At 69.2% G+C, this 26123-nt stretch carries 26 protein-coding genes and 2 pseudogenes; 17 read left to right on the top strand and 11 right to left on the bottom strand.

Annotated features, from left to right (window positions below; all coding sequences use genetic code 11):
* Nucleotides 1-167: 167 nt before the first annotated feature.
* The 3 genes from AB0I68_RS05065 to AB0I68_RS05055 all read left to right on the top strand — a co-directional run bounded on the left by AB0I68_RS05065 (nucleotide 168) and on the right by AB0I68_RS05055 (nucleotide 3050).
* Nucleotides 168-1610: a hypothetical protein gene (locus tag AB0I68_RS05065; RefSeq protein ID WP_363175799.1), complete on the top strand. Its 1443-nt coding sequence runs from the start codon at nucleotides 168-170 to the stop codon at nucleotides 1608-1610.
* 549 nt (nucleotides 1611-2159) lie between these two features.
* The gene (locus AB0I68_RS05060; protein ID WP_363175798.1) at nucleotides 2160-2426 is read left to right on the top strand and encodes a hypothetical protein; all 267 of its coding nucleotides are present in this window, start codon (nucleotides 2160-2162) and stop codon (nucleotides 2424-2426) included.
* Nucleotides 2427-2450: 24 nt separating this feature from the next.
* Nucleotides 2451-3050 (top strand): hypothetical protein, encoded by a 600-nt coding sequence (locus AB0I68_RS05055; protein WP_363175797.1) that lies wholly within the window; start codon nucleotides 2451-2453, stop codon nucleotides 3048-3050.
* Between the two features lie 31 nt (nucleotides 3051-3081).
* Here AB0I68_RS05055 and AB0I68_RS05050 read toward each other — a convergent pair whose 3' ends face one another.
* The 3 genes from AB0I68_RS05050 to AB0I68_RS05040 all read right to left on the bottom strand — a co-directional run bounded on the left by AB0I68_RS05050 (nucleotide 3082) and on the right by AB0I68_RS05040 (nucleotide 5607).
* Nucleotides 3082-3579, bottom strand: a complete 498-nt coding sequence (locus tag AB0I68_RS05050; protein WP_363175796.1) for a hypothetical protein — start codon at nucleotides 3577-3579, stop codon at nucleotides 3082-3084.
* Between the two features lie 168 nt (nucleotides 3580-3747).
* Entirely contained in the window at nucleotides 3748-4911 is a 1164-nt protein-coding gene (locus tag AB0I68_RS05045; RefSeq protein WP_363175795.1) for an ImmA/IrrE family metallo-endopeptidase, read from the bottom strand.
* 36 nt (nucleotides 4912-4947) lie between these two features.
* Entirely contained in the window at nucleotides 4948-5607 is a 660-nt protein-coding gene (locus AB0I68_RS05040; protein ID WP_363175794.1) for a hypothetical protein, read from the bottom strand.
* 249 nt (nucleotides 5608-5856) lie between these two features.
* Between AB0I68_RS05040 and ssd the strand changes: the two are divergent.
* Nucleotides 5857-6696: pseudogene (gene ssd / locus AB0I68_RS05035) on the top strand (septum site-determining protein Ssd); the annotation flags it as partial.
* Entirely contained in the window at nucleotides 6693-7682 is a 990-nt protein-coding gene (locus AB0I68_RS05030) for a TadA family conjugal transfer-associated ATPase (protein WP_363175793.1), read from the top strand. The pseudogene ssd and the gene AB0I68_RS05030, both read left to right, overlap by 4 nt.
* A 269-nt stretch (nucleotides 7683-7951) precedes the next feature.
* Here AB0I68_RS05030 and AB0I68_RS05025 read toward each other — a convergent pair whose 3' ends face one another.
* The 3 genes from AB0I68_RS05025 to AB0I68_RS05015 all read right to left on the bottom strand — a co-directional run bounded on the left by AB0I68_RS05025 (nucleotide 7952) and on the right by AB0I68_RS05015 (nucleotide 9970).
* Nucleotides 7952-9127, bottom strand: coding sequence for a methyltransferase domain-containing protein (locus AB0I68_RS05025; protein ID WP_363175792.1), 1176 nt, complete (start codon nucleotides 9125-9127; stop codon nucleotides 7952-7954).
* Between the two features lie 3 nt (nucleotides 9128-9130).
* Nucleotides 9131-9298 (bottom strand): hypothetical protein, encoded by a 168-nt coding sequence (locus AB0I68_RS05020; RefSeq protein ID WP_363175791.1) that lies wholly within the window; start codon nucleotides 9296-9298, stop codon nucleotides 9131-9133.
* A gap of 315 nt (nucleotides 9299-9613) precedes the next feature.
* Complete coding sequence (locus AB0I68_RS05015) at nucleotides 9614-9970, bottom strand: hypothetical protein (RefSeq protein ID WP_363175790.1); 357 nt, start codon at nucleotides 9968-9970, stop codon at nucleotides 9614-9616.
* Between the two features lie 185 nt (nucleotides 9971-10155).
* Between AB0I68_RS05015 and AB0I68_RS05010 the strand changes: the two genes are divergently transcribed.
* From AB0I68_RS05010 to AB0I68_RS05000, 3 genes are read left to right on the top strand one after another with little or no spacing between them, the layout of a single operon-like run.
* Nucleotides 10156-10410: a hypothetical protein gene (locus AB0I68_RS05010; protein WP_363175788.1), complete on the top strand. Its 255-nt coding sequence runs from the start codon at nucleotides 10156-10158 to the stop codon at nucleotides 10408-10410.
* Nucleotides 10382-10897 carry a DUF6879 family protein gene (locus AB0I68_RS05005; RefSeq protein ID WP_363175787.1) on the top strand — a complete coding sequence of 172 codons (516 nt, stop codon included), beginning with the start codon at nucleotides 10382-10384 and terminating at the stop codon, nucleotides 10895-10897. The genes AB0I68_RS05010 and AB0I68_RS05005 overlap by 29 nt, the downstream gene beginning before the upstream one ends.
* A 14-nt stretch (nucleotides 10898-10911) precedes the next feature.
* Nucleotides 10912-11760: a helix-turn-helix transcriptional regulator gene (locus AB0I68_RS05000; protein WP_363175786.1), complete on the top strand. Its 849-nt coding sequence runs from the start codon at nucleotides 10912-10914 to the stop codon at nucleotides 11758-11760.
* Between the two features lie 68 nt (nucleotides 11761-11828).
* Here AB0I68_RS05000 and AB0I68_RS04995 read toward each other — a convergent pair whose 3' ends face one another.
* The 4 genes from AB0I68_RS04995 to AB0I68_RS04980 form a co-directional block, all read right to left on the bottom strand.
* Nucleotides 11829-12011, bottom strand: coding sequence for a hypothetical protein (locus tag AB0I68_RS04995; RefSeq protein WP_363175785.1), 183 nt, complete (start codon nucleotides 12009-12011; stop codon nucleotides 11829-11831).
* On the bottom strand, nucleotides 12011-12439 hold the full coding sequence (locus AB0I68_RS04990; protein WP_363175784.1) for a hypothetical protein: 429 nt from the start codon (nucleotides 12437-12439) through the stop codon (nucleotides 12011-12013). Before AB0I68_RS04990 ends, AB0I68_RS04995 begins: the two co-directional genes overlap by 1 nt.
* A gap of 872 nt (nucleotides 12440-13311) precedes the next feature.
* Nucleotides 13312-14373, bottom strand: coding sequence for a phage major capsid protein (locus AB0I68_RS04985; RefSeq protein WP_363175783.1), 1062 nt, complete (start codon nucleotides 14371-14373; stop codon nucleotides 13312-13314).
* Between the two features lie 489 nt (nucleotides 14374-14862).
* Nucleotides 14863-16401 carry a recombinase family protein gene (locus AB0I68_RS04980; RefSeq protein ID WP_363175782.1) on the bottom strand — a complete coding sequence of 513 codons (1539 nt, stop codon included), beginning with the start codon at nucleotides 16399-16401 and terminating at the stop codon, nucleotides 14863-14865.
* Nucleotides 16402-16465: 64 nt separating this feature from the next.
* Here AB0I68_RS04980 and AB0I68_RS04975 point away from each other — a divergent pair.
* The 6 genes and pseudogenes from AB0I68_RS04975 to AB0I68_RS04950 form a co-directional block, all read left to right on the top strand.
* Nucleotides 16466-16777: pseudogene (locus AB0I68_RS04975) on the top strand (ATPase, T2SS/T4P/T4SS family); the annotation flags it as partial.
* Entirely contained in the window at nucleotides 16774-17658 is an 885-nt protein-coding gene (locus AB0I68_RS04970; RefSeq protein WP_363175781.1) for a type II secretion system F family protein, read from the top strand. The pseudogene AB0I68_RS04975 and the gene AB0I68_RS04970, both read left to right, overlap by 4 nt.
* The gene (locus tag AB0I68_RS04965) at nucleotides 17658-18434 is read left to right on the top strand and encodes a type II secretion system F family protein (protein ID WP_363175780.1); all 777 of its coding nucleotides are present in this window, start codon (nucleotides 17658-17660) and stop codon (nucleotides 18432-18434) included. The genes AB0I68_RS04970 and AB0I68_RS04965 overlap by 1 nt, the downstream gene beginning before the upstream one ends.
* Before the next feature lie 86 nt (nucleotides 18435-18520).
* Complete coding sequence (locus AB0I68_RS04960; RefSeq protein WP_363175779.1) at nucleotides 18521-18718, top strand: DUF4244 domain-containing protein; 198 nt, start codon at nucleotides 18521-18523, stop codon at nucleotides 18716-18718.
* Nucleotides 18705-19082, top strand: a complete 378-nt coding sequence (locus AB0I68_RS04955; RefSeq protein ID WP_363175778.1) for a TadE family type IV pilus minor pilin — start codon at nucleotides 18705-18707, stop codon at nucleotides 19080-19082. The genes AB0I68_RS04960 and AB0I68_RS04955 overlap by 14 nt, the downstream gene beginning before the upstream one ends.
* Nucleotides 19079-19420 carry an Rv3654c family TadE-like protein gene (locus tag AB0I68_RS04950; RefSeq protein WP_363175777.1) on the top strand — a complete coding sequence of 114 codons (342 nt, stop codon included), beginning with the start codon at nucleotides 19079-19081 and terminating at the stop codon, nucleotides 19418-19420. Before AB0I68_RS04955 ends, AB0I68_RS04950 begins: the two co-directional genes overlap by 4 nt.
* A gap of 486 nt (nucleotides 19421-19906) precedes the next feature.
* On the opposite strand, the gene AB0I68_RS04945 is transcribed toward AB0I68_RS04950, so the two are convergent.
* Complete coding sequence (locus AB0I68_RS04945; protein WP_363175776.1) at nucleotides 19907-22360, bottom strand: DEAD/DEAH box helicase; 2454 nt, start codon at nucleotides 22358-22360, stop codon at nucleotides 19907-19909.
* A gap of 81 nt (nucleotides 22361-22441) precedes the next feature.
* Between AB0I68_RS04945 and bldG the strand changes: the two genes are divergently transcribed.
* From bldG to AB0I68_RS04930, 3 genes are all read left to right on the top strand, one after another.
* Nucleotides 22442-22783, top strand: a complete 342-nt coding sequence (gene bldG / locus AB0I68_RS04940; RefSeq protein ID WP_030152678.1) for an anti-sigma factor antagonist BldG — start codon at nucleotides 22442-22444, stop codon at nucleotides 22781-22783.
* Nucleotides 22784-22903: 120 nt separating this feature from the next.
* The gene (locus AB0I68_RS04935) at nucleotides 22904-23344 is read left to right on the top strand and encodes an ATP-binding protein (RefSeq protein ID WP_363175775.1); all 441 of its coding nucleotides are present in this window, start codon (nucleotides 22904-22906) and stop codon (nucleotides 23342-23344) included.
* Nucleotides 23345-23626: 282 nt separating this feature from the next.
* The gene (locus tag AB0I68_RS04930) at nucleotides 23627-26038 is read left to right on the top strand and encodes a sodium-translocating pyrophosphatase (protein ID WP_363175774.1); all 2412 of its coding nucleotides are present in this window, start codon (nucleotides 23627-23629) and stop codon (nucleotides 26036-26038) included.
* The last annotated feature ends 85 nt before the right edge of the window (nucleotides 26039-26123 follow it).

Genomic DNA, 26123 nt, shown 5'->3' with positions numbered 1-26123 from the left:
GGCCGAATCGGACCTCGCTCCGTCTCCTGGCGGCGCTGACACGTACGGGCACGCTCCGTGCCCTTGCGGATGCGTGAGCCCCTGGCGGAAGCCCGGTTGGCGCCGTTCCGATCCGGCATCAGGTAATTGGCTCCGCGGCACGGACATGGTGCTCTAGCCTCGCGGCCATGAGTGGACACCTGGAACCCCGCCCGACCGGTGAGATCGAGTCTGATCCGAGCGAAACAGCTCTCCAAGGGCTGGAGTCCTTCGAGACTTTGGTCCTCGACATCCTTGCGGATTCAGGACTCCCGACGGAGGGCATCCTGGTCGGTCTCCAAGAGCGACACGTGCTCATGAAGAGTACGAGCTTCGCGCTCACGCGGTTGCCTATTGAGAAGCGAGGGCAGGCCAGTTATATCTCCAAGATGATCATCGCTGGGTCTGTCGGCCTCTTCGACGCAGCCCTGAACTACCTCTGGGACGAGACCGTCCTTGAGCTTCGCAAGCGTGTCGTGAACTTCGACCTCCAGTATTTCTACGAGGTCGCCGAGAAGTCCGACAACAAGCGCAAGGAGCTCAACGACGAGAGCGACCTGCCCAAGCTCGACGATCAGAAGCTCCTCAGTGGCTGCCGCGAGATCGGTCTGATCAGCGACATCGGCTTCCAGGAACTCGACCTCATCCGCTACATGCGGAACTGGGCGAGTGCGGCTCATCCCAACCAGGCCGAGCTGGATGGTCTCCAGCTGGCTAGCTGGCTGGGGACCTGCATCAAGCACGCGATCACGCTGCCCTACGACAAGATCACTGCCCAGGTCAAGAAGCTCCTCGTGAAGGTCAAGGAGAAGCAGCTCGACGACAGCACGATCAAGGACATCACCTCCTTCTTCGTTAACCTCCCGCCCGTTCAAGCCGACCCCCTCGCCTCCGGGTTTTTCGGCCGCTACACCGCTCTCACCACCGGGCCGGAGACCCTGGACAACATCCGCCGCCTCTGGCCAGAACTTTGGAAGCAGGTCTCCGACGAAACGCGATACAACTTCGGATTCCGGCTGGGTAGGTTCCGCGCCAACGGTGATCAGGAACAGGCCGACCTTGCTCGTCAGCTCATCGATCTGGCCGAGGGTGCGACCTACCTGCCGTCCGAGGAGCGTGCCTGGGAGATCGACGGTGCCCTGGACGAGCTGATCGACGCGCACAACGGGTGGAGCAACTTCTACACCGAGCCGCCGATCGCCCGCCGGCTGCAGGAACTCGTCGGCCAGCATGGCGACATTCCGGAGGGCCTGAGCCGAAAGTACGTGCTTGGGGTAATCGAGGTCTTCCTGAGCAACGGCAACGGCATCGCCATCAACGCCGACCCGATCTATCGAGATCTGATCACCAGGTTCAATCCGCAGCAAGCCTCGCTCGCCCTGCGATCGTTCACGGACACCACGATCGCCAGCAAGCTGCAGCAGCAGTTGCCCCGCGAGCAGTGGAGCGAACTTCTCGGACTGATCGAGAAAAAGCTGACCGGCCGCAGCGATCGTGAACTCTTCGAAGCCGTGCGGGGCTTTGCCGGGAAGCCTCATCAGCTGGCGAAGCACCCCGAGATCAAGCTCCACCTCAAGCGCTTTGAGGGTTAAGCGGTGACCAACCGCCAGTCGAGTTGGCTTGCGTCACGGCCACCGTTGTGACGCAAATGCCTGGGTGATCAGATCGGTGAGGTCCGGAAATTCCTGCTCTGGCTCCAGGAGGCCCATAAGCCCGCTCGACGCCAGCGTCTGGGCGCCCTGCGGCCTGGGTCCGTGAACACCGTCACCGGGAAGCGATACGCGGGCAGGGTTTGCCTCTCTGAACTACGGATGCAGATGACATCGACAGGCACGGCAGCGGACGAGCCGGCGCGATCACGGCTTTAGGGCATGACTGATTGGTCCGGGCATTTACTGATGCCCCCGAAGAGATCATCAGCGTTGCAGCGAGGGAGGGCAGGGGGCATCAGCGGCTACCGGGATGCGCTCGGCGGTTGCACGCTGAGTTACCAAGCGCTCACATAATCACGCGAAGGTTTCCAAGTTGCCAGCCTTCTGCTACCTGCTAGCGTCATGATAAGACCTTTGCGCATGACGCTCCCCGGAGCGGGCATAAAGCCGAGATCGGCACGGTTCCACCTGCGCAAGGAGGTAATACGCATGGCTACCAAGCATGTGCCTGTCGAGCTGGATCGCTTCGGGCTCCCCAGCTCGAGCCTCCCTCATGATGATTTCCTGATCCAACAGGTCAAGGAGATCATCGAGCTGCTGCAGACGAAGCTGTACGACGACGGCGTCCGCCAGTGGATCACGGGTCCGAACTCAAGACTGAGTGGATCGACACCCCGGGATGTGCTCAGACACGACAAAGATGTCGATGCTGTGAGGGCAGCCGCCGAGGCTTTTGTGCAGGGGGACTACACCTAAGGCTATCCGAGCTGAGGTGAGACCGTGCCTGTCAGCATTCGTGGTGAGCTGGGCCCGGGACGGGACGTCGACGCGATCGTGGAGCTCCAGTCCCACAGCGGAATCTACTGGCGTTTCTGTGATTCGGCCTATCCCGTAGAGAGCGCACCCCCGAAGGCTCCTCGCGATGGGCGCTACCACCGGCAGGGAGACGACGGCCGTTGGTATGGGTCATCGTGCCCTATCGCCTCCTGGGCAGAACTGATGCGCGCTTCTCCCAACGTCAGCGTTAGCCAGTGGAAGGGCGACGCTTGGTCCTTTGGTTACATTCAGGTGCAGGATCTCTCGATCCTGGACCTGACGGATTTCAGCACTCTTGACCAACTCAATCTGACCTGGGAAGAGTTGCGCTCCAACCTCTGGGACCTGACACAAAGACTGGCAGGGATGGTGTGGGCGGAGGATGAGGTGGAGGGGATACTGGCGCCGGGCGCCCCTTTAGACGGTCACCTGATTCTGGTCCTCCGCCCTAACGTCATGACGGGCAGTCACTTCGTTGGCAAGCAAGAGATGGCAGGACAGTCGCCTCCTAGGTACTTGGAATTTCTGAGCGGGTCAATCAGGCGCGTTATAGCGAAGCCATGACCTGCAGGTGCCCGCTGTTGCTGGCACGTCTTTACGCCTTCTCGCAACCCCAGATAACCCCGTCTGATCCAGGGCCCGGGTCAGTGTTCGAGGCGCTCGGGATGCTGTCGTAGGCAGCGGCGAGCCGTTGGATCTCGGCGTGTGCTGCGGCGCACTTCTCCTCAAGTTCCCTGATGCGGAGTCGTAGTTCCGCCGTCTCGTCCCGGTGTTTGGCCCGTTCTTCGGACAGGCGTGCGCGAAGGACTGCGATCGGCGTGGGCTCATCATGGCCCGCGGGTTGCTGGGGGATCTTGTTCGTACTTGCGGATTGGGCTGCGCGAAGGAGCTTGATGCGGTCGGCCAGGTCGGGCTGGCGGTGGAGATAGTGCTGGGAGACTTTGGCGGCTCGTGCGACCGCGGCGAAGGTCACCGGCCCGCCGGACTTGATGACCCGTCTCAGGCCCTCCTCGGCGGCCTGTCGGGTTCGGCGGGCCTTGTCCGAAGCGGCCTTGCGAAGGGCAGCGGCCTGACGCTGGCGGCTCGGGTTCACCCATGCGCCTGTCGGGCGTCGTGCGGCTGGGTGCGGCTGGAGGCGTCGGCGGGGCAGACTATGCCGAGCGGCCCTGGGCGGCCCGGCGTCCGAGCGGCCAGCCTGGTCACCGTGTGGATGACCGGGCCGGAGTCCGCCGTGACACGCTGAACGGCCGCCACGACGTCCTCACGCCCTGCGGAAGGCGACGACGTTGTCCGCTGGGGTTGCATCGACCCGCGCTTGCCGGGCCAGGGCCCGCACCACCGTGGGAGCCGGCCGTTGCCCGACCACCACCTGCTCCATCAAGTCCGCCGCCCAGCCACCGGACAACGAGGAGAACAACGACGCTGACGGAACTTGCTCCATGCCCCGCTCAGCCATCACAGCCAGTAGCCGCGGCCGCTCGGGCTGCCACTCTGCCCAGCCCGGCTCTTGAACCTTCCATGTCACTCCGGTATTTGGGTCCCGCCGCGCGGACAACTGCTTGAACAACCCCTCAGCGCGACGCCGCTCTAGCAGTCCATTCGCCGAACCGTGCATGATCAGCGCGGCCAGCGACATCCGCCAGCGCTGCTTGAGCGGCATAAGCGTGCTCAGCGTGACCGCCTCTGGCCACTCCAGCGCCAGCATCCGGGACGGCAGCAGGAACTCGTTGGCGAAGCGGTTGGCCTCATCCTCCGCATCCCCCTCCGCGAGCCCTCGGTGCAGAACCAAATGCCCCAGCTCATGTGCCACCGACCAACGGGTGCGCTCCCAGGAGTTCACCGGGCGGGCCACTACCATCGGCTGTTCCTGGAACTCGCCGACCCAGACCGAGAAGGCGTCGTGCTTCGCATCCGGCATCCCCACATCCGCGACTACCACCGGGATCCCCCCGCGTTCCGCCGCGTGGATCACATGTGCAATCGGCTCGTCTTCCGGCAGATCCAATACCGCCCGGGTGAGCCGCGCCGCCTCCTCCGGCGTCGTATCCGGCCGCACGCGCGGAAGCCGAACCGGCGGCTGAGTCGCGTGCTTCCCCAAAGCCGCCAGCAGCTCATACGCCATCTCCGCGAACGCCGTCAGCGCTTCGACCTCCGCGACCTTGATGGTCTTCTTCGCCCGCAGCAGCAGCGAACCACGGTGGATCGGCAGCCCCGGCGCCGACTGGAAGAACTCGGCGGGGAACCGCAGCGCGGTAGCCAAGACGCGCAGTTGTAGCCGAGGCAGCTGCGTGGTCGTGGACCGCTCCAGCGCGGTCCACGATGAGGGAGCCAAACCGAGCGTCTGGGCCAGAGGTTTGATCGGACTCTGCCGGATCGTCCGCGCCTGTCTCACGCGGTGCCCGTAGACGGTGGTCGTGTCAGCCACGGTTGCGCATCTCCCTCATCCACTCACAGCCAGGGACTACGTACCCGAAATGGGACCCCCCAGTGCCTCGGCGTCGTCCTCCCGCGCCTTGCGCGGCTGGACCATACTGCCGAAGTCGTCTCCCGGTGCCGACGGCGCGGGCACGTTCGTGGTCAGGACCCCTTCCAGCAGGGGAATCTCCACCGAGGCGCAGACCGCCAACGGCTTCCTGCCCAACGACTTCTCCCCATCGAGAATCACGGCCCGGAACTCGCCCAGCAGGTCGTCCCTGTTGATCGACCACACCAACACCGGCAGCAGTCCCTGGGCGAGGAAGCCGCCAGGAGCCTCGAACATGCCGTCCTGGACCGGATAGGCACCCGTCGGCAGGTCGGTCATGACGACCTTCTCCGCCGGAGAGATCTTTCGGACGGCGATCTCCCGCCCTGTCGCCTTCTCGATCAGTCGCACCGCGCGATTCGCGCGGGGCTTCAACTCGAAGTTCCCTGACTCGAAAAGTGGGTTGTCGGCACTCAGCAAGATCAGATCGCGAACATTCGTTGCGACCACCGCCCCCTCGACCTTCCGGGGATGGGGGCGCCTCCTGCGCTCTGTCTCCATGGCCGTGGCGAGGCTCAGTTCGGCATAGCCACGCACCCGGGCGAGGTCCTTCAGGTTCCGCCGCACGAAGGCGTCGAGCCAGGACTGTGGGTTCATGCTTGAAATTTTCAAGCAAAACCCACATCCGTCAACCCGCTTTCAAGATTTAAGTCCCGTGTTCTCTAACGTTGTTGGCATTGTATCGACGTCCTGAACTGCGAGTTAGGCGCCTAAAGAATCTTGCTTCACTTAGCTCTACTCGTATGGCTCTTCGCAAGGTTGATGGCCTGGCCTCCGACCTCGATCGAGTGAATCTGTTCGCGGCTTCCGGGGCTCGGAAGCGCAGGTGAGACAGGGTTCTGCCCGGATAACGGTGTGTGGCAGCGGGCGGTGGAGATCGGCGCCGAGGAGGTGCTCCGGCTCCCCGACGCGGAGAGCCGGCTCGTCGACCGCATCGCCGATGTGGTGGAGGGGGCCGGGAAACCCGCCCTCGCCGTCGGGGTGATCGGCGGCAGCGGCGGCGCCGGAGCCTCCACCCTCGCGTGTGCACTCGCCCTCCGTGCCGCCCGCGCCGGGGAGCGGACCATCCTCGTCGACGGGGACCCCCTCGGCGGCGGCATGGATGTGCTGCTCGGCGGCGAAAGCGCCGAAGGGCTGCGATGGCCGGACTTCGCCGGCTCACGGGGCCGGGTGGGCGCCGGCGCGCTGGAGGAGTCCCTGCCGGAGCTGCATGCGCTCCGGGTGCTCAGCTGGGACCGCGGGGACCGGGTGGTGGTGCCGCCCGCGGCGATGCGCTCGGTGCTGGCGGCCGCGCGCCGCCGGGGCGGGGTCGTGGTGGTCGACCTGCCCCGGCGGGTGGACGAGGCCGTGGCCGAGGCGCTGGCGCAGCTGGACCTGGTGCTGATGGTGGTGCCCGGCGAGTTGCGGGCCGTGGCCGCCGCGGGCCGGGTCGCGGCCGGGGTGCGGATGGTGGCCCGGGACGTCCGCGTGGTCGTACGGGGCCGCTGCCCGGGCGGGCTGGACGCCGAGGCGGTGGCCGGGCTGCTGGGGATTCCGCTGGCCGGCGAAGTGCCGGTCGAGGTGGGGCTGCCGGGGCGGGTGGCCGAGGGGGAACCGCCGGGTGGGCAGGGGCGGGGCGCGCTGGCCCGGTTCTGCGACGGCTTCTGGCGGCGGGCGCTCGGCCCCTCCCAGGGGGTGGCGGCATGAGCGCCGTGCTCCTGGACGCGGTGCGGCAGCGGCTCGCCGAGAGCGGGGCGGAGCCGACCCCGGCCCGGGTGGCGGCGGCTCTGCGGGCTCAGGGCCGGCTGCTGGGGGATGCGGAAGTGCTGGGCGTGGCGGCCGAGTTGCGGTCCGAACTGGTCGGAGCCGGCCCGCTGGAAGCGCTGCTCGCCGATCCGGAGGTCACCGATGTCCTGGTGGCCGCCCCGGACCGGGTGTGGGTGGACCGCGGCGGCGGGCTGGAGCTGACCGGAGTGACCTTCGCCGACGCCGATGCCGTGCGCAGGCTCGCCCAGCGGCTGGCCGCCGTCGCGGGCCGGCGCCTGGACGACGCCCGGCCCTGGGTGGACGCCCGGATGCCGGACGGCACCCGGCTGCATGCCGTACTGCCGCCGGTGGCGGTCGGCTCGGCCTGCCTGTCGCTCCGGGTGGTGCGGCCGCGGGCGTTCACGCTGGAGGAGCTGGTGGAAGCGGGCACGCTGCCGCCCGGCGGTCAGCGGCTGCTCCAGGACATGGTCGAGGCCCGGCTGTCGTTCCTCGTCTCCGGTGGCACCGGCACCGGCAAGACCACCCTGCTCAGCGCCCTGTTGGGGCTGGTCGGCCCCGGCGAGCGGATCGTCCTGGCCGAGGATTCGGCCGAGCTGCGCCCCGACCATCCGCATGTGGTCCGGCTCGAGACCCGGCCGGCCAATCAGGAGGGGGCGGGCCTGGTCACCCTGGCGGATCTGGTCCGGCAGGCGCTGCGGATGAGGCCGGACCGGCTTGTCGTCGGCGAGGTCCGGGGCGCCGAAGTGGCCGATCTCCTGGCGGCTTTGAACACGGGCCACGAGGGCGCGCGACTGCGCAAACCGTACACGTATGCCTGGCTACGGAGAAGGCCCCGCCCATGCGCCACGGGGGACAGCGCACGGACGGAGCCGATTGGGGTTAGCGTCAGCGACGCTTCCGGCCGTCCGGCGCTTTGTCGTACTTGAGAAGCCCGGCAGCCTGCTCGGTGAGTCCGGCAGCGTCGCCTACCTCCCCCCAGGTAGCCCCCGCCCGGTGTGCTGCTCGCGCTGCCGCTCTCAGGTCCGTGTCTAACTGCTGCTCCGCCTCCCGCTTCATGCGGGCGACCGTGCGGACCCTCTGAAGTGCCGCCGGAATCGGGGGAAGGGCGGTCAAGGATCTCCGATCCATCTGCTCAGGCAAGCCCCGTCCGTGCCGCACGGGGGAGAGACGCACGGACGGGGCGGTACAGAGCTGGTCAGCCCCGCACGGGTACCGGGTTGGTGGGGGTGTCCAGCCAGACCGCCGCCTGACCGGCGGGGGTCACAGTCAGGCCAAACCGGTCGAACCCGGGACGGCCGTGCTGGTCCCACCAAAGCCACGCAGCGGCGATCTCGTCCCACAGTCGGCGGGGTCCGGACTGCACAACCTCGAAGTCAGTCCGATCGGGCTCCCAGTCGACGGTTGCCCACGACGTGATCGCCGTGTCATGGAGCCACAGCGTGTAGGACCCATCCGCGTAACGCTCGACCAGCGGGAACGCCTCGGGTACCTGCACGCCGATTGCGAACATGTCGAGCCATCCGCCGATCTCGTCCGGCGAAAGGTCGGTCGTGCCGCGCTCTCCATTGGCAGGCCACGGCCCGGACAGGTAGGTGAGGCTCTTCGGCCGGTCGATGCGCTGCTGGCGTAGTCGCATGAAGGCGGATGACCCCACGAACGGGCCACTCGCCGTGCCGTCCTCGCTGACCGTGAGCCGGACCAGAGCCTCTCCGCCGTACTCCGGCCCCCACGGTGCGAGGATCACCCCGCCGGGCCGGGTCTGTTCCACCCAGGTATGCGGAATCTCCCGGACGGAACACGTTGCGATAATCCGGTCATACGGCGCGCCCTTGGCGTAGCCCGCTGCGCCGTCGCCGACGATCGGCAGCGGAGAGTACCCAGCCCGTGCAAGACGTCGTTGCGCTTCTGCTGCGCTGCTCGCGTCCACTTCCACCGTGACGACGTTGCCCGACCCGAGCCGGTGAGACAGCAGAGCAGCGTTCCACCCGGTACCGGTGCCGACCTCCAACACCCTTTCCCCATCGCCGACTTCAAGCGATTTCAGCATGGAGAACACCATGGTTGGCATGGAGTTGGACGACGTGGGCACAGTGCCCCGGTTCACGCCCAGGTGGTCACCGTCGTCCCACTGTGTCGTCAGCGGGATATCCGAATAGACGGCGTTCCACCAGGCGTCCGGGTCAGTCTTCCGGCTGACCGCCTCACCTTGCCGCACCCCATCGGCCATGCCGGGCCAGATGGTGTCAGGCACGAACAGATGGCGCGGTACCGCGCTATACGCCTCCAGCCAGTCGGAGGATAGCGACTCGTTGTCGATGAGCGCGGAGGCCAGCCGCGTACGACCGGCCTCCGCTACGTGCTTGTCGCTCATCGGCTACTTGCCGTCCGCCGGGCCCTGGCCGTCGGAGGTGTTGCCGCCCTCCGAGCTGCCTCCGCCACCGTGCTTGTTGCCGCTGTTGCTGTCGTCCTGCTGGCCGCCACCCGTGCCGGAACCGGTGCCGCCGCCGTGCTTGCCGTCGTTGTAGAGAATCCACGCAGGCATGGTTCTGTCCCTCCGAATCGTCGTCGGCCCAGGGTGCTCCGTCGGACCGTCGTGCACTTGCAGGACCCGCCCCGACCGCTCGACCTGTCCGAGGGTGCGGACTGCCGGCGCGGGAGTCTGTAATGGCGCTGAGAGGTAGCTACCGCCGGGGGCGCGTGTTGGCAGTCCGCACGTCTCGCAGCAGCCTGGCGCGCCGGACGAACTGCTCCGGGTCCAGGGGGCCGGGCGCGTGCTCCTCGGGCGCCAGCGGGGCGTGTACGGCTTCCGGGCTCTCGTCATCCAACGCGCGCCGTGGGAGATCAGGAATCGGCCTGCTCATGCGCTCAACTCCCTTGGTACGACGTAGATTCCATCGCTCGGCAGGGCGGGCTTCAGGCCGAGATCAGCGAGCACGCTCGCCATCAGGATGTGAGACCTTCCGTCGATCAGTCGGCCGGTGAGCCGGGCGTACTCCGTGAGCACGTCGGCAAGAGCGCTGGCCGTACGGGCGTGGCAGCCGCCGAGCGAGACGTGAGGACCCTCGCGCATCCCGCGTCCGCTCACGACGGGCATAACGTCGATGCCAGACGGTAGCCCCGCGAGCTGCCAGGCGGTCTCCACGGCGTCGGCTGCCGCTTCCGCCTCAGCGCGGTACCGTCTCAATCGCTCCGTCTCGTGCTCCAACTCCGACACGGACGCTCCTTCCGCCGCCTGCTCCACCGATGCTGAAGACGTTACGGACGGCGAGGCGTCGGGCTCTACAAACTTGCATGAGCTTGCATGCCAATCGGCATGACCGGCAGCGGTATTGACGCTCTATCTGCTGTTCAGTGAAGCTTGTGCAAGCCCGAGCAAGCACCTAGACCAGGGAGCCAGCCATGGCCGTAGAGTTCGTTGGTATCGACCCCAACACCGACCGGGATCACTGCCCCACCGTGTGGGCGGACCCGGAGGCTCAGGAGATCTTGTTGCAGGGGTGGAAGCCGAGCCCCGAGACTCAGGCGGAGTGCGAGGGGAGCAGCCCCGCGAACGGTCCGGTACCCGACAGTGAAGCCATCGTCAGGATTCCGGCCCGGATGGTACCCATGATCAGGGAGGCATGTGATGCCATCGAGCGTGCCCAGCTTCGCTGAGCTGCTTGGGCGGTGCGAGCGGTCCGCCGTCCATCTGGAGTTGCGGGACTCTTACGCCCCGACAGAGCGGTTCGAGGCATGGCAGCGTGGTGAGCGGATCAACTGGGAGGACCGTGAGTCCTGGTGGCACCCCTATGACCAGTTGATCATGGACACTGTGGCTCGGGGTGTAGTGATCCGTCGAGGTCGGGTCGTCTCCGAGCCCGTGTCCGAGTACATCCGGTGGGAGCACTACGTCACCCACGCCAACGTCACAGCGGGTGAGGAGGTCCGCTGGCTGCCCCGGCGACGGGCCACGAGTATCCCCCTGCCGGGGAATGACTTCTGGTTGTTCGATGGTGCGCTGCTTCGGGTGCACCACTTTTCCGGTGACGGCGCGGTGGTTGAAGACGAGATCACGGAGGACCCGGAGACCGTAAAGCTGTGCTCTACTGCGTTCGAAGCGGTCTGGGAGCGAGCGATCCCGCACCACCTGTACGAAATCTGACGAAGGCCAGCTCCATGCCCGCGCATCCCTCTTCTAGCGTTCAGAAGGCCCGCGAAGTCCTTGCCGGTCGGCTGAGTGAGATCCGGAAGGACGCAGGGATCAGCGGGCGGGAGCTGGCCACCAGGTGCGGTTGGTCGGAGTCGAAGTCATCCCGGATCGAGAACGCCAAGACACCTCCCTCTGATCCAGACATCAGGGCGTGGTGCCGAGCCTGTGGCGCCGACGATCAAACCCCTGACTTGATCGCCGCTAACAGGCTGTCTGCCGACGCTCATGTGCAGTGGAGACGACTCCAGCGGAGTGGGCTCCGTCGCCTGCAAGAGTCCACGGGGGACCTGTACCGGCAGACCAAGGTGTTCCGGGTCTACGTCTCCGACGTGATCCCTGGGTTCCTCCAAACGCCTAGGTACGCCGCCGCCCTGCTGTCGTCCATCGCAGACTTCCGGGGAACCCCGAACGACGTGAGTGATGCCGTGGCGGCGCGTATCAGGCGCAACACGGTGCTGAGCAACGGCGCACGCCGGTTCTCGTTCGTACTGGAGGAGTCTGTGTTGCGGTACCGCGTGTGCAGCGCCGAGACCATGGCGGCACAGCTTGGCCACCTGCTCGGAGTTATGGATCTTCCAAATGTCGCCCTGGGCATCGTCCCGTTCGCGGCGCAACGGACCGTGTGGCCCATGCCAACCTTCACGATCTTCGACGACAGCAGGGTCCACGCGGACACGCTGGATGCCGCCTCCACGCTCACGCAGCCCAGTCAGGTCGATCTGTACGCCCGAGCCTTTGAACGGCTTTCACAGGGGGCAGTCCGGGGCGCAGCGGCGCGCTCACTTGTGGCGGGTGCCTTGGCATCCCTGGATTGATACCAGGGAACGCCGGAAGCCCCGCACCCATCCCAGCCGCTCAGGGCTAGGAAGGTACGGGGCGCGGGTCAGAAGTGGCACGGGCACAGCAGGCAGGCGTACAGGTCGGTCGGGAGCGGAGCACGGCCGATCTCCGCCGTGAACAGCGCCGCGAACAGGTCCCACAGGAGATGCGTCGGCGGGTCGGTATCGTCCGCCAATCGGCAAGCCATCGCGGCGAGTTCGGAACTCGCCGGGTGTTCAGCGGGCATCAGAAGTTCTCCGCGTCGTAGTCGGTGAGCGCCTGGCGGGCAAGGCGCTGCATCTGCTCAAGCGGGCTCACGTCGGTGTCGGGACCGGTGCCGTTCTCAAGGTCGCGCATCGCGGAGTGAAGTGCCGTGAAGTACCTGAGCGCCGGATGGGCGACGGGAAGCCCGCTCGCGCCGATGACCATGAAGCCGTCAGCGGCTATCTGGCGGATCAGCGCATCCCAGAGCGCCCGTACGTCGCCGAAGCGCTCGGGCGCGTTGTCAGAGGCGTTCAGGGGCTTCACGAGGGCAAGCCCGCCGCTCTGCGCCGTCGCCTTCCGGGCGCGTGAAGCGGCGACCCTGCACCGACTGTCGCAGTAGCGCTGCCGCGCGTCGGCATCCTTGCCGAACAGCTTTCCGCACGGCTTGTGTTGGCACGTGAGCACCTTCAAGAGGTGACCCCCTTTCTGAGGGTTGCGGATGACGAACAACGCCGGGCGGCCTGTTCGTTACGGACGAGATTTTTGAGCTGGGGCCGGGATCGCCAGCGGCCAACGCTGCGAACTTCTGTCGTGCCCTGCTCTGCCAGAGCGGCAGAGGATCAGAGACAGACGATCGCCGCAGGCTCAGCCGGTCTCGCAGACCGGGCTATCGCAGCGCCCTGGAGCACTGGCAGCCCATCGGCGCGGCCCGTCGTCAGCCAGCAGCCCCGGCAGGACGTGTGGACGTTGCTGCGGTCGCGCCTGCCGCCTTCGCGAACGGGCGTGATCCAGGCCAGTACCACCGCCTCAACCGGACCGTTTCCGTCGCAGCGCATGCACCGGACGCCGACGCCACGCCGTGCCATGGCCGCGAGCCGGTCGGCAGTCTCGACCAGCAGCGGTTCCCGCTCGGGCTTCCGACACGTCAGCCGGCCGAAGCGCACCCCCCACCTTCCGGCAGCCGGAAGACCCGAACCCGGCCCCCTACCCATCCGCGACCCCCCGCCATGTGATCGCTTCCACGCAGTCCCGGCACACGGGCACCAGGCCGGTATCCCTGACGTTCCGCTCGAACCGCACCCGGTAGGCCGAAGCGCGTTCAGCGAGGATCAGGGAGACTGCCGCCTTCTCGTGCATCACAGAGGCCACGTCGTCCGGGGTGGTGCTGCACCATCGCGCGAAGCACGGCCACCGCCCGGCGAAGCCTCGCGCGGCCGACCACTCGTCCAGGGCCGCTGTGGCGGTGGCTTCCCTCTGCTCGCGCTGCTGGCGGTCGTAGGTCCGGCACTCACCGCAGCGCCGGTCCGGGTGGCACAGGTGGGATGGCTGCCGGATCGGGGCCGTCATGAGCCGACCTTGAGAATCTGGACACGGCCAGCGTCGGCCAGCACTACCGAGGAAATCCGGCAGCGACCGGCGATGAAAACGCGGTCAACCTTGAAAGCCTCCGGTGCACTCTCCGTCTTGAGGATTTCAAGGTTCTTGCGGATTGCGACGGATACCGAAGACAGGTCCGCAATGATGACCGTCCCGGCCGGGATACCTACCGTGCCGTCGGCCAGATCAGGAATGCTGATTAGCTCGGGCAGGCTGCTCAGCTTGTTGCCATCCACCTGCTTGCGAATCGCGGCGATCTCGCCAGGGCGGGCAATGATTGCTTCGGCTGTTCCGCCGGAGTCCTCAACGCGCGCGACCCCGTCGGCCAACTGGTCGAACCCGATCGCGCCGACCGTAGTGGTCTTCCCGTCGGCAATCATGCCGGTTACCGTCACGTCCCCATCGGTACCGCCCTGAATCAGCACGTGATCGAGACGGGCTCCAATGGCGGCAGCAAGCGCCGTGTTCAGCGCGCTCTCGGTGGGCGGAATATCGGTCAGCGTGTCCTTGTCCACACTCACCAGGGCCGAGACCTTGACCGCTTCGAACAGCGGTGCCGTAACGGCGTTGGCCATGAAAGCGGCGGCCTCGTTGCGGGGCTGGAGAACTGCGGTCATCTTCGGGGCGATCGGGACGAACCCGCGCTGCCGGCCGAACGGGAAAGCAGTCACTCGCTGGATCAGCCGTGAGCCCTTTCCCGCAGCAGACAGGGTGACTGGCGCGTACTCGGAGGCCACCGCATCGAACCAGTCTCCGTCACGCGTCTGACTCAGCGCCGTACCGAAGACCTCAGCCGAGCCCCGATCGCGCTTAGCGTACTCATCCGTCGCGCGTGCCCAGAAAGCACCGCTGGCCTGCTGGGACTCCTGCGTCACGGCATCGTCGACAACCGCCCGCATCGTTCCATCGGCGCGCCTGATCTCGGCCAGGAGTTCCGCCTCACGGGCCTTGTCGGCAGTCGAGCGGACTCCCTTTGATGTGAGCTTTCCCAGCTCCTTGAGAGCCTTCTCCCGGTCAGCGAGAGACACAGACATTTCGTTAACGCGAAGAACCATGGATTCACCAGCTCCAGAACACAGAAGAGCCCGGACCCCTGTGCGCCGTGGCAGCGGCGATCGGACAGGAATCCGGGCTCAAGATCTGGGAAGGCTGCACTGCCATGCACCTAGTGAGAGGGGCCGTCCGGCGCCGGACGCTACTGCGACGCCGAACAGCTCTCTCATGGGCAACTAGAGCGCAACGACTTCCCACTCCCGCTGCCTCACCGTGGCGGTTTGGCGATTTGCGGGGCTGCTCGGTTTACCTCGTGACTTTCGGAGGGGGATTGAGATTTTGAAGCAAAACGCCAAAACACCATCTCAGCTGGGCAGAGCTCACCTCGCTGGACCGGTCACCAAGCCAGCAAGGGGGCGTGGCGCCTCCGTACGGGGCTGAGCGGGCACGAGAAAGCCCCGCCGGACCCTGGCAGGCTCGACGGGGCTACGGAGGCCGCTACAGGGCGGCTAGGGCCGTCTCGTTCATCCTAGAAATCCACTCTCCACGAGATCGATTGCTGTTAGCTCTGACTCTGCCGGGTCAACGTCACGCACCCACGCAGGGCCCTCGAAGCTAATCGACACTCGCGCCGGGTTGAATCGCTTAGGGCTCGACGGCGCAGGAGGAGAGATCACCACCCGAGCGCCCAGGTCGGCGAGCATGGCTCGTCGTTCCTCTTCGCCCCGCCGGTTCCACTCGTCCGCCACGCTGCCGCCAGCAGCAACCCAGCGCCCTTCGGCGTGATCAGCCTCGGCACGCAGCTCGGCTTCTCGGCGCTCAAGTGCGTTCAGTTGTGTGATGGCGATCCGTGCGGCCGCGCCGTTGGGGTCAAGGCGCATCAGGTTTCCGGCCAATCGCTCAATCTGGGTCGTCACCTCGGCGAGTTGAAGCACCGCGCTGCCATCGGGCTCGGCCCAGCGCATGAGGTTGAACCGGCCGAACCGCTTCAAGTACTCGTCAGTCACCATGGTTTCGACCGGCCCGGCCACGATGACGTTGGGCCTGTGGATGCCCTGCTTGCCGACACCAGCGCGGCACACGTACGTGCTGTAGTCCTTCCCAGCGACCTCGCGGCGCTGGCGGTACATCGGTCCATCACACTCTGAGCAGCGCGCAACGTGAAGCAAGAGCGCCTTACCGCTGCGCTCCGCACCACGTCCCTTGGCCTTGCCGTCGATGACCGCGCGCACGGCGGACCACGTCTCAGCGTCCAGGATTGCGGGCCCAGTTGACAGGGGGCGGCCTTCGGCGTCGAGAACTGGCTGATTCGTCAGGGCGCTCCGCTTGGTCCCTGGCACGGCCTGTACGAGCCAGCCGCGAACCGCAGGGGTGTACAGCGCGTCCCGCAGCGTTGTCGAATGCCAGCGACCGCCCCGCACCTTGCGGCCGTCTCGCTGCCGTGCGTGGTCTGCTGGGGGCAGTACTCCGCGTTCGTTCAGTTCGCGGGCAAGGCCAGTCAACGATGCCCCGTGGTTGATGAGTCGGTCGGCGCACTCGCGGGCGATGGCGGCAGCGGGCTCGTCGATGGCCCAACGCTTGTTGTTCACTGGTCCATCGACCGCGTACCCGTACGGTGCGAGACCGCCCAGGTGGTTGCCGCGAGCCCGGAAGTGATTCTTTGAGTCCTGGATACGGGACGTGATCATGTCTCGCTCGTACTCGGCGAACGCAGCGAGCACGTTGATGATGATCGAGGAGTTTTCTGGCGAAACCACACCATCAGCAGTGACGACGGTCGTTCGGGTGGACTCCGCTGCCTTCAGCAAGCGCTGAAACTCCAAGACGCTTCGGGCGTACCTGTCCAGTTTTGCCGCAAGCACGTAGTCAGCTCGCGGTAGCCAGGCAAGTATCTCGCGCATGCCGGGGCGGTCCTCCAGCTTCGTGGCACCGGAGATGTTGGTGTCACTGGCAACGTGGATCACTTCCCAACCACGCTGCGCCGCGTACGTCTTGCACGCGGTGATGCGGTGGTCAGGTGCCTCGTCAGCGAACAGCCGGGACAAGCGGTCGTAGATGATCACGGTTGGCATGGGGCCCCCTCTCTCGTTCCCCCTAGCGCGCATCGACTTCATGCACGGTTAGGGCGGTCACGCGGGAGGCTGTGGCACGGTCCATGCGAATGCCGCCGTGCATGTGCCCGCCCGGCTGGAGGCGCTCGGGACGGCCGCCGGGCTCGACCGGGCCGCCCTGCACAGCCAGTTGGCGGCCGCGCTGACCCTGGTGGTCCATCTGGTCCGGGACCGGACCGGGCGGCGCCGGGTGGCCGAGGTGCATGTACTGGAGCGGGACGCCGCCGGGCTGGTGGTCACCGTACCGGCGCTGCGCTGGTCCGCCCGGGGGTTCGCGCGGGAGCAGGGGTGGGAGCGGCTGCGTCCGCTGCTGCGGGGTGCGCGGTGAACGGCCTGGTCGCGGTGCCGCTGCCGCTGTTCGCCGGGGTGCTGTGCGCCGGGACGGCCGCCTGGGCCCTGGCCGGGGGAGGCCGGGTGTCCCGGCGGGCCCGGGTGGTACTGGCCGGGATCGGGCCCGTGGTGCCCCTTGGTCCGCTGCGCCGCGAGCGGTTGGTGATCGCGGTACGGGTGCGGGCCGCGCGGTGGCGGGAGTGGTCCTGCCTCGGGGCCGGGCTCGTGGTCGCACTGCTGGGCAGGTCGGTGATCCCGCTGGTGGTGGGCGCTGCGGCGGTGCCGCTGGTGCGGCGGTGGCTGCGGATCCGGCAGCGGGAGCGGGAGCGGAGTGCACGGGCCGCCGAGGTGATCGCGCTGTGCGGAGCGGCTGTGGGCGAGCTGCGGGCGGGGGCCCAGCCCGGGCAGGCGCTGACGGCGGCGATGCGGCGGACGGCCGCGGGCCCCGGCGGTCCGGGTGCGGCGGAGGCGGCGGTGCTGGCCGCGGCGGCGTTCGGCGGGGACGTTCCCGTGGCGTTGCGGCAGGCGGCACGGGAGCCCGGCGCGGAAGGGCTGGCCGGGATGGCCGCCTGCTGGCGGATCTCGGTGGACGGAGGCGCCGGACTCGCCGCCGGACTGGACCGGCTGGAGGGGGCGTTGCGTGCCGAGCGGGACCGGCAGGAGTCGCTGCGCGCCCAGTTGGCGGGGGCCAGATCGACGACGGCGGTGCTCGCCCTGCTGCCACTGGTCGGCCTGCTCATCGGCACCGGGCTCGGGGCGGATCCGCTCCGCGTGCTGCTGCACACCCCGGTCGGGTGGGGCTGCCTGCTGGCGGGAGGGGTGCTGGAGGCGCTGGGGCTGCTGTGGTGCCGGCGGATCGTACGGGCGGGGGAGCGGTGATGGGCGGGTTCGTGATCCACAGGCTGGGGACGGCGCTGTGCGTCGCGGTGGCGGTGCTGTGCACGGCTTCGGCGGTGGCGGCGCAGGTCCGGGTGCGAGCGGCCCGGCGCAGGGTCGCCGCGCTGCTGTCGGCGGAACCGGAGCGGCGGGCGCCGATGTTCGGGTCCGGGGTGCGGGCGGTGGTGGCCGCGTGGGCCGGCCCGGCCGGGGCGCTGTTGGCGGGCTGGGTGCTCGTCGGCGGGGTGCTGGGGGTGCTGGCCGGCTGCGGGGCGGCGATCGGGGTGTGGCGCTGGCTGCGGCGGGCGAGGCCGCCGGCCGGGATGGATCCGCAGGAGGCGGAGCGTCAGCTCCCGTTCGCGGCCGATCTGTTGGCCGCGTGCCTGGCGGCCGGTGCGGCGCCGGTGGAGGCCGCCGAGGTGGTGGGCGAGTCGCTGGGCGGCCCGGTGGGCGAGCGGCTGGCGCTGGCCGGAGCGGAGCTGCGGCTCGGCGGCGAACCGGGGGATGCGTGGGGGAGGTTGGCGGAGATACCGGGCGCCCGGGCGCTCGCGGAATGCCTGGAGCGGTCCGCCCGGACGGGGGCTCCGGCCGCGGAGCCGGTCTCCCGCCTGGCGACGGCCCTCCGGGAGAACCGGGCCCGGCAGGCCGGAGCCCGGGCGCAGCGGGCGGCAGTGCTCGTCACCGCTCCGGTGGGGCTGTGTTTCCTCCCCGCGTTTCTCGCGGTCGGAGTGGCCCCGGTGGTGATCGGAATGGCTTCCGGTCTCCTCGCGGGCACCTGAAGTCACGGCATGAACTCGGACCTCAAGTCCGGGCCTGAAATCACAACTGAGATCACGTCAAGAACGAAAATCAACGGGAGGTCGTCATGAGGATCATCTGGGTGCGCGTGCGGTCGGCGCTGAGCGGGCGTGCGAACGATGCGGGCATGTCCACTTCCGAATACGCCATGGGCACGATCGCGGCGTGTGCATTCGCGGCCGTTCTGTACAAGGTGGTGACGAGTGATGTGGTCTCCACGGCACTTCAGTCGACCATCGGGAAGGCACTCGATGTGCCGTTCTGAGGAAAAGCCCCGGCGAATGGGCGACCGGGGATATGTGACGGCGGAGGCCGCCCTGGTGATCCCCGCGCTGGTGCTGTTCGCGACGCTGCTGGTGTGGGCGCTGATGGCGGCGGCCGCGCAGATCCGGTGTGTGGACGCGGCCCGGGCCGGAGCCCGGGCGGCGGCCCGGTCGGAGCCGGCGGGCGTGGCGGTGGCGGCGGCCCGGGCGGCCGCCCCGCCGGGGGCGGAGGTGGCGGTGGAGCGCGAGGGGGACCTGTGGCGTGTCCGGGTGGCGGCGCCGGCGCCGGGCCCGGGCGGGTTGCCGGTGCGGCTCGGGGCGCAGGCGGTGGCTCTGGCCGAGGACAGTGTGGGGCCGCCGCCATGAGCCGGGACCGGGGTTCGGCGACGGTGTGGGCGGCGCTGGTGGCGACGGTGCTGGGGGCGGTGTTCGGCGGTGTGCTGCTGCTCGGCCAGGCCGTCGTCGCCCGCCACCGCGCGGCGGCGGCGGCCGACCTGGCGGCCCTCGCGGCGGCGGCGACCTGGACCCACGGCCCGGAGGCCGCCTGCACCGCGGCCCGCCGGGTCGCCCGGGCCCAGAGCGCGGCCGTGACCGCGTGCGCCGTCCAGGGCGAGGTGGCCGAGGTGGCGGCCCGCCCCGCAAGGGGCCCGTTCGCCCCGACGATCAGCGCCCGGGCGGGACCGCCCCTGCCCGCCGCCGACTGAGGACCGTCTCTCGTACCACCCCGGCGGCCCCCCGGGCCTGTCGTGGGAAGGGGCGCATGCAGGGCTGGCAGGGCTGCCGGAGCCCGGGGCCGCCGGGCCGGGGCCGCCGGGCCGGGGCCTGCGTACCCGGTCCGGTACGCCGGCCCGGGGGCCGGGCAGGAGGGCCGGGCCCAGGGGTACCGGAGCCCGGGTAGGCCGTACCGGGGCCACCGGAGCCCGGGTAGCCGTACCGGGACCACGGGAGCCGGGTAGCCGTAACGGGGCCACTGGAGCCCGGGTAGCCGTACAGGGGCCCGCATACCCGGTCCGGTGTGCCGGCCCCGGAGGCGGGCAGGAGGGCGGGCCCAGGGGTGCCGGAGCCCGGGGCCTGCGTACCTGTCGGCGTACCCGGTCCGGTACGCCGGCCGGGGCCGGACAGGAGGGCCGGTCCGGTACGCCGGACAGGGGGCCGGGCTGGGCAGGGAGGGTGGCCGGGGCCGGCGGGGTTCAGGCGGGCGGGGCCTGTGCGAGGAGGCGGGTGAGCAGCCGGATCGCGCCGCGTTTGTGGAGGGGGTCGTTGCCGTTGCCGCACTTGGGGGACTGGATGCAGGAGGGGCAGCCCGCCTCGCATTCGCAGGCGGCGATCGCGTCGCGGGTCGCCGTCAGCCAGGCGCGGGCCGTGTGGAAGGCGCGCTCCGCGAAGCCGGCGCCGCCGGGGTGGCCGTCGTAGACGAACACGGTCGGGAGGAGGGTGTCGGGATGCAGCGGGACGGAGACGCCGCCGATGTCCCAGCGGTCGCAGGTGGCGAACAGCGGCAGCAGGCCGATGGAGGCGTGCTCGGCGGCGTGCAGGGCGCCGCCGAGGATCTCCGGGTTGATCCGGGCCTCGTCCAGCTGGTCCTCGGTCACGGTCCACCACACGGCCCGGGTGCGCAGCGTGCGGGGCGGCAGGTCCAGCTTGGCCTCGCCGAGCACCTCGCCGGTGATCAGTTTGCGGCGCAGGTACGAGACGACCTGGTTGGTCACCTCGACCGAGCCGAAGCAGAGCCGGGCCGGGCCCCAGGGGATCTCGGTCTCGGTCTCCAGGACGGAGACGGAGGTGGTGTCCCGGGCGGTGGTCGAGAAGGGCGGGCTGGACTCCTCGACCAGCGCGACCGAATCCTCCAGGTCCAGCCGCTTCACCAGATACGTCCGGCCCTGGTGGAGGTGGACGGCCCCGTCGTGGACGGCGGTGTGGGCCGCCGACTCGTCGACCGTGCCCAGCAGGCGCCCGGTGGCCGCCTCGACGATCTGCACCGGGCGGCCGCCCCCGCCGCGGATGTCGGTCAGGTCCGAGGCCCGCTCCCGGCGGGTCCAGTGCCAGGCCGTGGCCCGCCGGCGCAGCAGCTTCGCCGCCTCCAGCTGCGGGATCAGCTCCCTGGCGGCCGGGCCGAACAGGGCGAGGTCCGCCTCCGTCAGCGGGAGCTCGGCGGCTGCCGCGCACAGGTGCGGGGCCAGGACGTACGGGTTGTCCGGGTCGAGGACCGTCGCCTCCACCGGTTGGCGGAACAGGGCCTCCGGATGGTGGACCAGATACGTGTCCAGAGGGTCGTCCCGGGCGATCAGCACGGCCAGGGCGCCCTGGCCCGAGCGCCCGGCCCGGCCCGCCTGCTGCCACAGGGAGGCCCGGGTGCCCGGGTACCCGGTGATCAGGACGGCGTCCAGGCCCGAGACGTCCACGCCCAGCTCCAGGGCCGTGGTGGCGGCCAGACCGAGCAGCTCGCCGGAGTGCAGGGCCCGCTCCAGGGCCCGGCGCTCCTCGGGCAGGTAGCCGCCCCGGTAGGCCGCGACCCGCCCGGGCAGGGACCGGTCCACCTCGGCGAGCCGCTCCTGGGCGATCACCGAGATCAGCTCCGCCCCGCGCCGGGAGCGGACGAAGGCGACCGTACGGACCCCCTGGACGACCAGGTCGGTCAGCAGGTCGGCCGTCTCGGCCGTGGCGGTGCGGCGTACCGGGGCGCCCTTCTCGCCCCGCAGATCGGTCAGCGGCGGCTCCCACAGGGCGAAGACCACCTCGCCGCGCGGGGAGGCGTCGTCGGCGACCTCGATGACCGGGACGCCGGTCAGCCGGGAGGCCGCGGCCGCCGGGTCGCTCGCGGTGGCGGAGGCCAGCAGGAAGACGGGATCGGCGCCGTAGCGGGCGCACAGCCGCCGCAGCCGGCGCAGCACCTGGGCCACGTGGGAGCCGAATACGCCCCGGTAGGTGTGGCACTCGTCGATGACCACGTAGCGCAGGGCGCGCAGGAAGGAGGACCAGCGGGGATGGGCGGGCAGGATCCCCCGGTGCAGCATGTCGGGGTTGGTGAGGACGTAGTTCGCGTACTGGCGCACCCATTCGCGTTCCTCGACCGGCGTGTCGCCGTCGTAGACCGCGGGCCGGACCGCGTTGCCGAGGGGTGCGGCAAGCGCTCGTACGGCGCGCCGCTGGTCGGCCGCCAGAGCCTTGGTCGGGGCCAGGTAGAGGGCGGTCGCGCCCCGCCCGTTCGGGGCTTCCGCCCCGTCCGCGAGGGCGGAGAGCACGGGCGCGAGGTAGGCCAGGGACTTGCCCGAGGCGGTGCCGGTGGCGACGACCACCGACGCGCCGTCCAGGGCGTGCTCGGCGGCCGCGGCCTGGTGTTCCCACGGATGGCCGATCCCCGAGGCCTGAATTGCGGCTACGACATCCGTTCGGATGCGGTCGGGCCAGACTGCATGACGACCCTCCCGAGGGGGCAAGTGCTCCGTATGGGTGATGCGCGCAGCTCGAGAAGGCCCCCGTGAGAGCCGGTCCAGAACCGTGCCAGGGGCGGGTCGTGGGTCCTCGGGTGCCGTGGGCCGACCGGGACGGTGAGTATTGGCCATTGGAAGCGAGTGTGTCACCGGCGTGCGGGACAATGGTCCGAAGGCGTCGTGCGCGCCTGCCGGTAAGTGATTGAATGCCATCGCGGCAGCCAATCCCTCCCCTGCCTACGGGTGGGGAGGCCCCTGGGGGGCGCCGCTCGATAGCAAGGTGCTGGAGGATCCGTGGACCTGTCCCTGTCGACTCGCACTGTCGGCGACCGCACGGTCGTGGAGGTCGGTGGCGAGATTGATGTGTATACCGCGCCCAAGCTGCGCGAGCAGTTGGTCGAGTTGGTGAACGACGGCAGCTACCACCTGGTTGTCGACATGGAGCGAGTGGACTTCCTCGACTCCACCGGGCTTGGTGTGCTCGTGGGAGGTCTCAAGCGCGTCCGTGCGCACGAGGGCTCGCTGCGTCTGGTGTGCAACCAGGAGCGCATCCTGAAGATCTTCCGCATCACTGGTCTGACCAAGGTGTTCCCGATCCACACGACGGTGGAAGACGCCGTCGCCGCCACCGACTGACGGCTGCACCCCCCGAGGCGCCGCAAGGCGCCGAAGGGGGGAGTCGAAGAGGAGCGGGGGCGCGGGCCGAAGGCGGTCCGGGCCCCTGTAAGGCACGCCCGTAGTCCGAGGGGGACGCGCATGGCCATCGTTGAACTGCGCTTCAGCGCCCAGCCCGAACACGTCCGGACGGCCCGCCTGGTCGCGGCCGCCGTGGCGCGGCGGGCCGGCGTGGACGAAGCCGTGCTCGACGAGGTCCGCCTCGCCGTGGGCGAGGCCTGCTCGCGCGCCGTCGGTCTGCATCTCAGCAACGGGCTGACCGCGCCCGTCCGGGTGATCCTGACCGAGGAGGAGAAGCTGTTCTCCATCGAGGTCGGCGACGAGGTGCCCGGACCGGCCGGCGGCCCGACGGGCGCCGTGTCCGGCCTCGACGCCGCTCTGGACCCGGATACCGACACCGAGGACGAGATGGGCCTCGCGGTGATCAGCGGGCTCGTCGACGACGTCGAGGTGACGAGCGGGGAGTCCGGCGGGACCATCCGGATGAGCTGGCCCGTGTCCGGCGCGTCCGATCTCCCGTAGTCCGAAGTCGGCAGTCCCGTAGTTCCGTGCTCCGGAGATTTTTCCGATCTTAATCAAGGCCCTGCTGAGCAGGGCCTTTTTTCATACCCCCACGGCATTTCCTAGATCAATGACCGGGCGTCAATGCCTTTGTCCCATTACCCCTTTCGGGGGTAATGGGACGGCGCGATCTATTGCTGAGGAGCAAGAGCAGGCCAATTCCGTTTCCCGCGCACTGTTTTGATCGGGAAGAGCTCCCTACAATCCGTCCACATCTTGAGCTCATCACGTCAAGGAGGACGAATGACGGGGCTCTTCACCCCCAACGCGCCGGTCGGCAACTCCGATCTGGCAGCCGCAGTACTCACCGATGACAATCGGCTCATCGTGATGGTGATCGCGGCCGTGGCACTTGCCGCGCTCGTCGTCGCGCAGATCCTGGTCCGCCAGGTCCTCGCCGCGGACGAGGGAACCGACAGCATGAAGAAAATCGCCGCAGCCGTCCAGGAAGGCGCCAACGCCTATCTCGGCCGGCAGCTGCGCACCCTCGGGATCTTCGCCGTCGTCGTGTTCTTCCTGCTCTTCCTGCTGCCCGCCGACGACTGGACCCAGCGGGCGGGACGTTCCGCCTTCTTCCTCGTGGGCGCCCTCTTCTCGGCGGCCACCGGCTACATCGGCATGCGGCTCGCGGTCCGCGCCAACGTCCGCGTCGCCGCCGCCGCACGCGAGGCCACCCCCGCCGAGGGCGAGCCCGCCAAGGACCTCACCGACGTCGCGCACAAGGCCATGCGGATCGCCTTCCGCACCGGCGGCGTCGTCGGCATGTTCACCGTCGGCCTCGGCCTCCTCGGCGCCTCCTGCGTCGTCCTGGTCTACGCCGCCGATGCCCCGAAGGTCCTGGAGGGCTTCGGCCTCGGCGCCGCCCTGATCGCGATGTTCATGCGCGTCGGCGGCGGCATCTTCACCAAGGCCGCCGACGTCGGCGCCGACCTGGTCGGCAAGGTCGAGCAGGGCATTCCGGAGGACGACCCGCGCAATGCCGCGACCATCGCCGACAATGTGGGCGACAACGTCGGCGACTGCGCCGGTATGGCGGCCGACCTCTTCGAGTCGTACGCGGTCACGCTCGTGGCCGCACTCATCCTCGGCAAGGCCGCCTTCGGCGACCTGGGCCTCGCCTTCCCGCTGATCGTCCCCGCCATCGGCGTCATCACCGCCATGATCGGCATCTTCGCGGTCTCCCCGCGCCGCTCCGACCGCAGCGGAATGTCCGCCATCAACCGCGGCTTCTTCATCTCCGCCGTGATCTCGCTGGTGCTGGTCGCCGTCGCCGTCTTCACGTACCTGCCGGCCAGCTACCAAGACCTCGTCGGCGTCGAGAACCCCACGATCACCAACCACTCCGGCGACCCGCGCGTCCTGGCGCTCGTCGCCGTCGCCATCGGCATCGTGCTCGCGGCCCTGATCCAGCAGCTGACCGGGTACTTCACCGAGACCAACCGCCGTCCCGTCCGGGACATCGGCAAGTCCTCCCTGACCGGCGCGGCCACCGTCGTCCTCGCCGGCATCTCCGTCGGCCTGGAGTCCGCCGTCTACACGGCGCTGCTCATCGGCCTCGGCGTGTACGGGGCGTTCCTGCTCGGCGGTACGTCGATCATGCTGGCGCTCTTCGCGGTGGCCCTGGCCGGCACCGGCCTGCTCACCACCGTCGGCGTCATCGTCGCCATGGACACCTTCGGACCCGTCTCCGACAACGCCCAGGGCATCGCCGAGATGTCCGGCGACGTCGAGGGCGCCGGTGCACAGGTCCTGACCGACCTGGACGCCGTCGGCAACACCACCAAGGCCATCACCAAGGGCATCGCGATCGCCACCGCCGTGCTCGCCGCGGCCGCGCTGTTCGGCTCGTACAACGACGCCATCGCCAATGCGGTCAAGCAGGTCGGCGCCAAGGCCGGGGAGATGAACCTCAGCCTGGACATCGCCCAGCCCAACAACCTGGTCGGCCTGATCCTGGGCGCGGCGGTCGTGTTCCTGTTCTCCGGCCTCGCCATCAACGCCGTCTCCCGCTCCGCGGGCGCCGTCGTCTACGAGGTGCGCCGCCAGTTCCGCGAGCACCCCGGGATCATGGACTACACCGAGAAGCCCGAGTACGGGCGCGTCGTGGACATCTGCACCAAGGACGCGCTGCGCGAGCTCGCCACGCCCGGCCTGCTCGCCGTCCTCACGCCGATCGCCGTCGGGTTCTCGCTCGGCGTCGGCGCGCTCGGCTCGTTCCTCGCGGGCGCCATCGGCACGGGCACCCTGATGGCGGTCTTCCTCGCCAACTCGGGTGGCGCGTGGGACAACGCCAAGAAGCTCGTCGAGGACGGCCACCACGGCGGCAAGGGCAGCGAGGCCCACGCCGCGACCGTCATCGGCGACACCGTCGGCGACCCGTTCAAGGACACCGCAGGGCCCGCGATCAACCCCCTGCTCAAGGTCATGAACCTGGTGGCGCTGCTGATCGCCCCGGCGGTCGTGCAGTTCAGCTACGGAGCCGACACGAGCGCGACCGTGCGCGCGATCGTCGCGGCCCTCGCCATCGCCGTCATCACCGGCGCCGTGTACGTCTCCAAGCGCCGTGGCATCGCCGTCGGCGACGAGGGCGACGGCGACGGCTCGGAGTCCGCAGAGCGGGTGGCCCAGCAGCCCGATCCCGCGGCGGTCTCCTGACCCGACGGGTGCCCCGAGGCGTGACCCGCGGGTGACCCGAGGAGGGATCCGAGGAGATCCGAGGAGGGACCGAAGGGCCGGCCGG

It is taken from the genome of Streptomyces sp. NPDC050448 (assembly GCF_040655295.1).
Taxonomy (GTDB): domain Bacteria; phylum Actinomycetota; class Actinomycetes; order Streptomycetales; family Streptomycetaceae; genus Streptomyces.
This window is presented reverse-complemented; position numbering and strand designations above follow the sequence as displayed.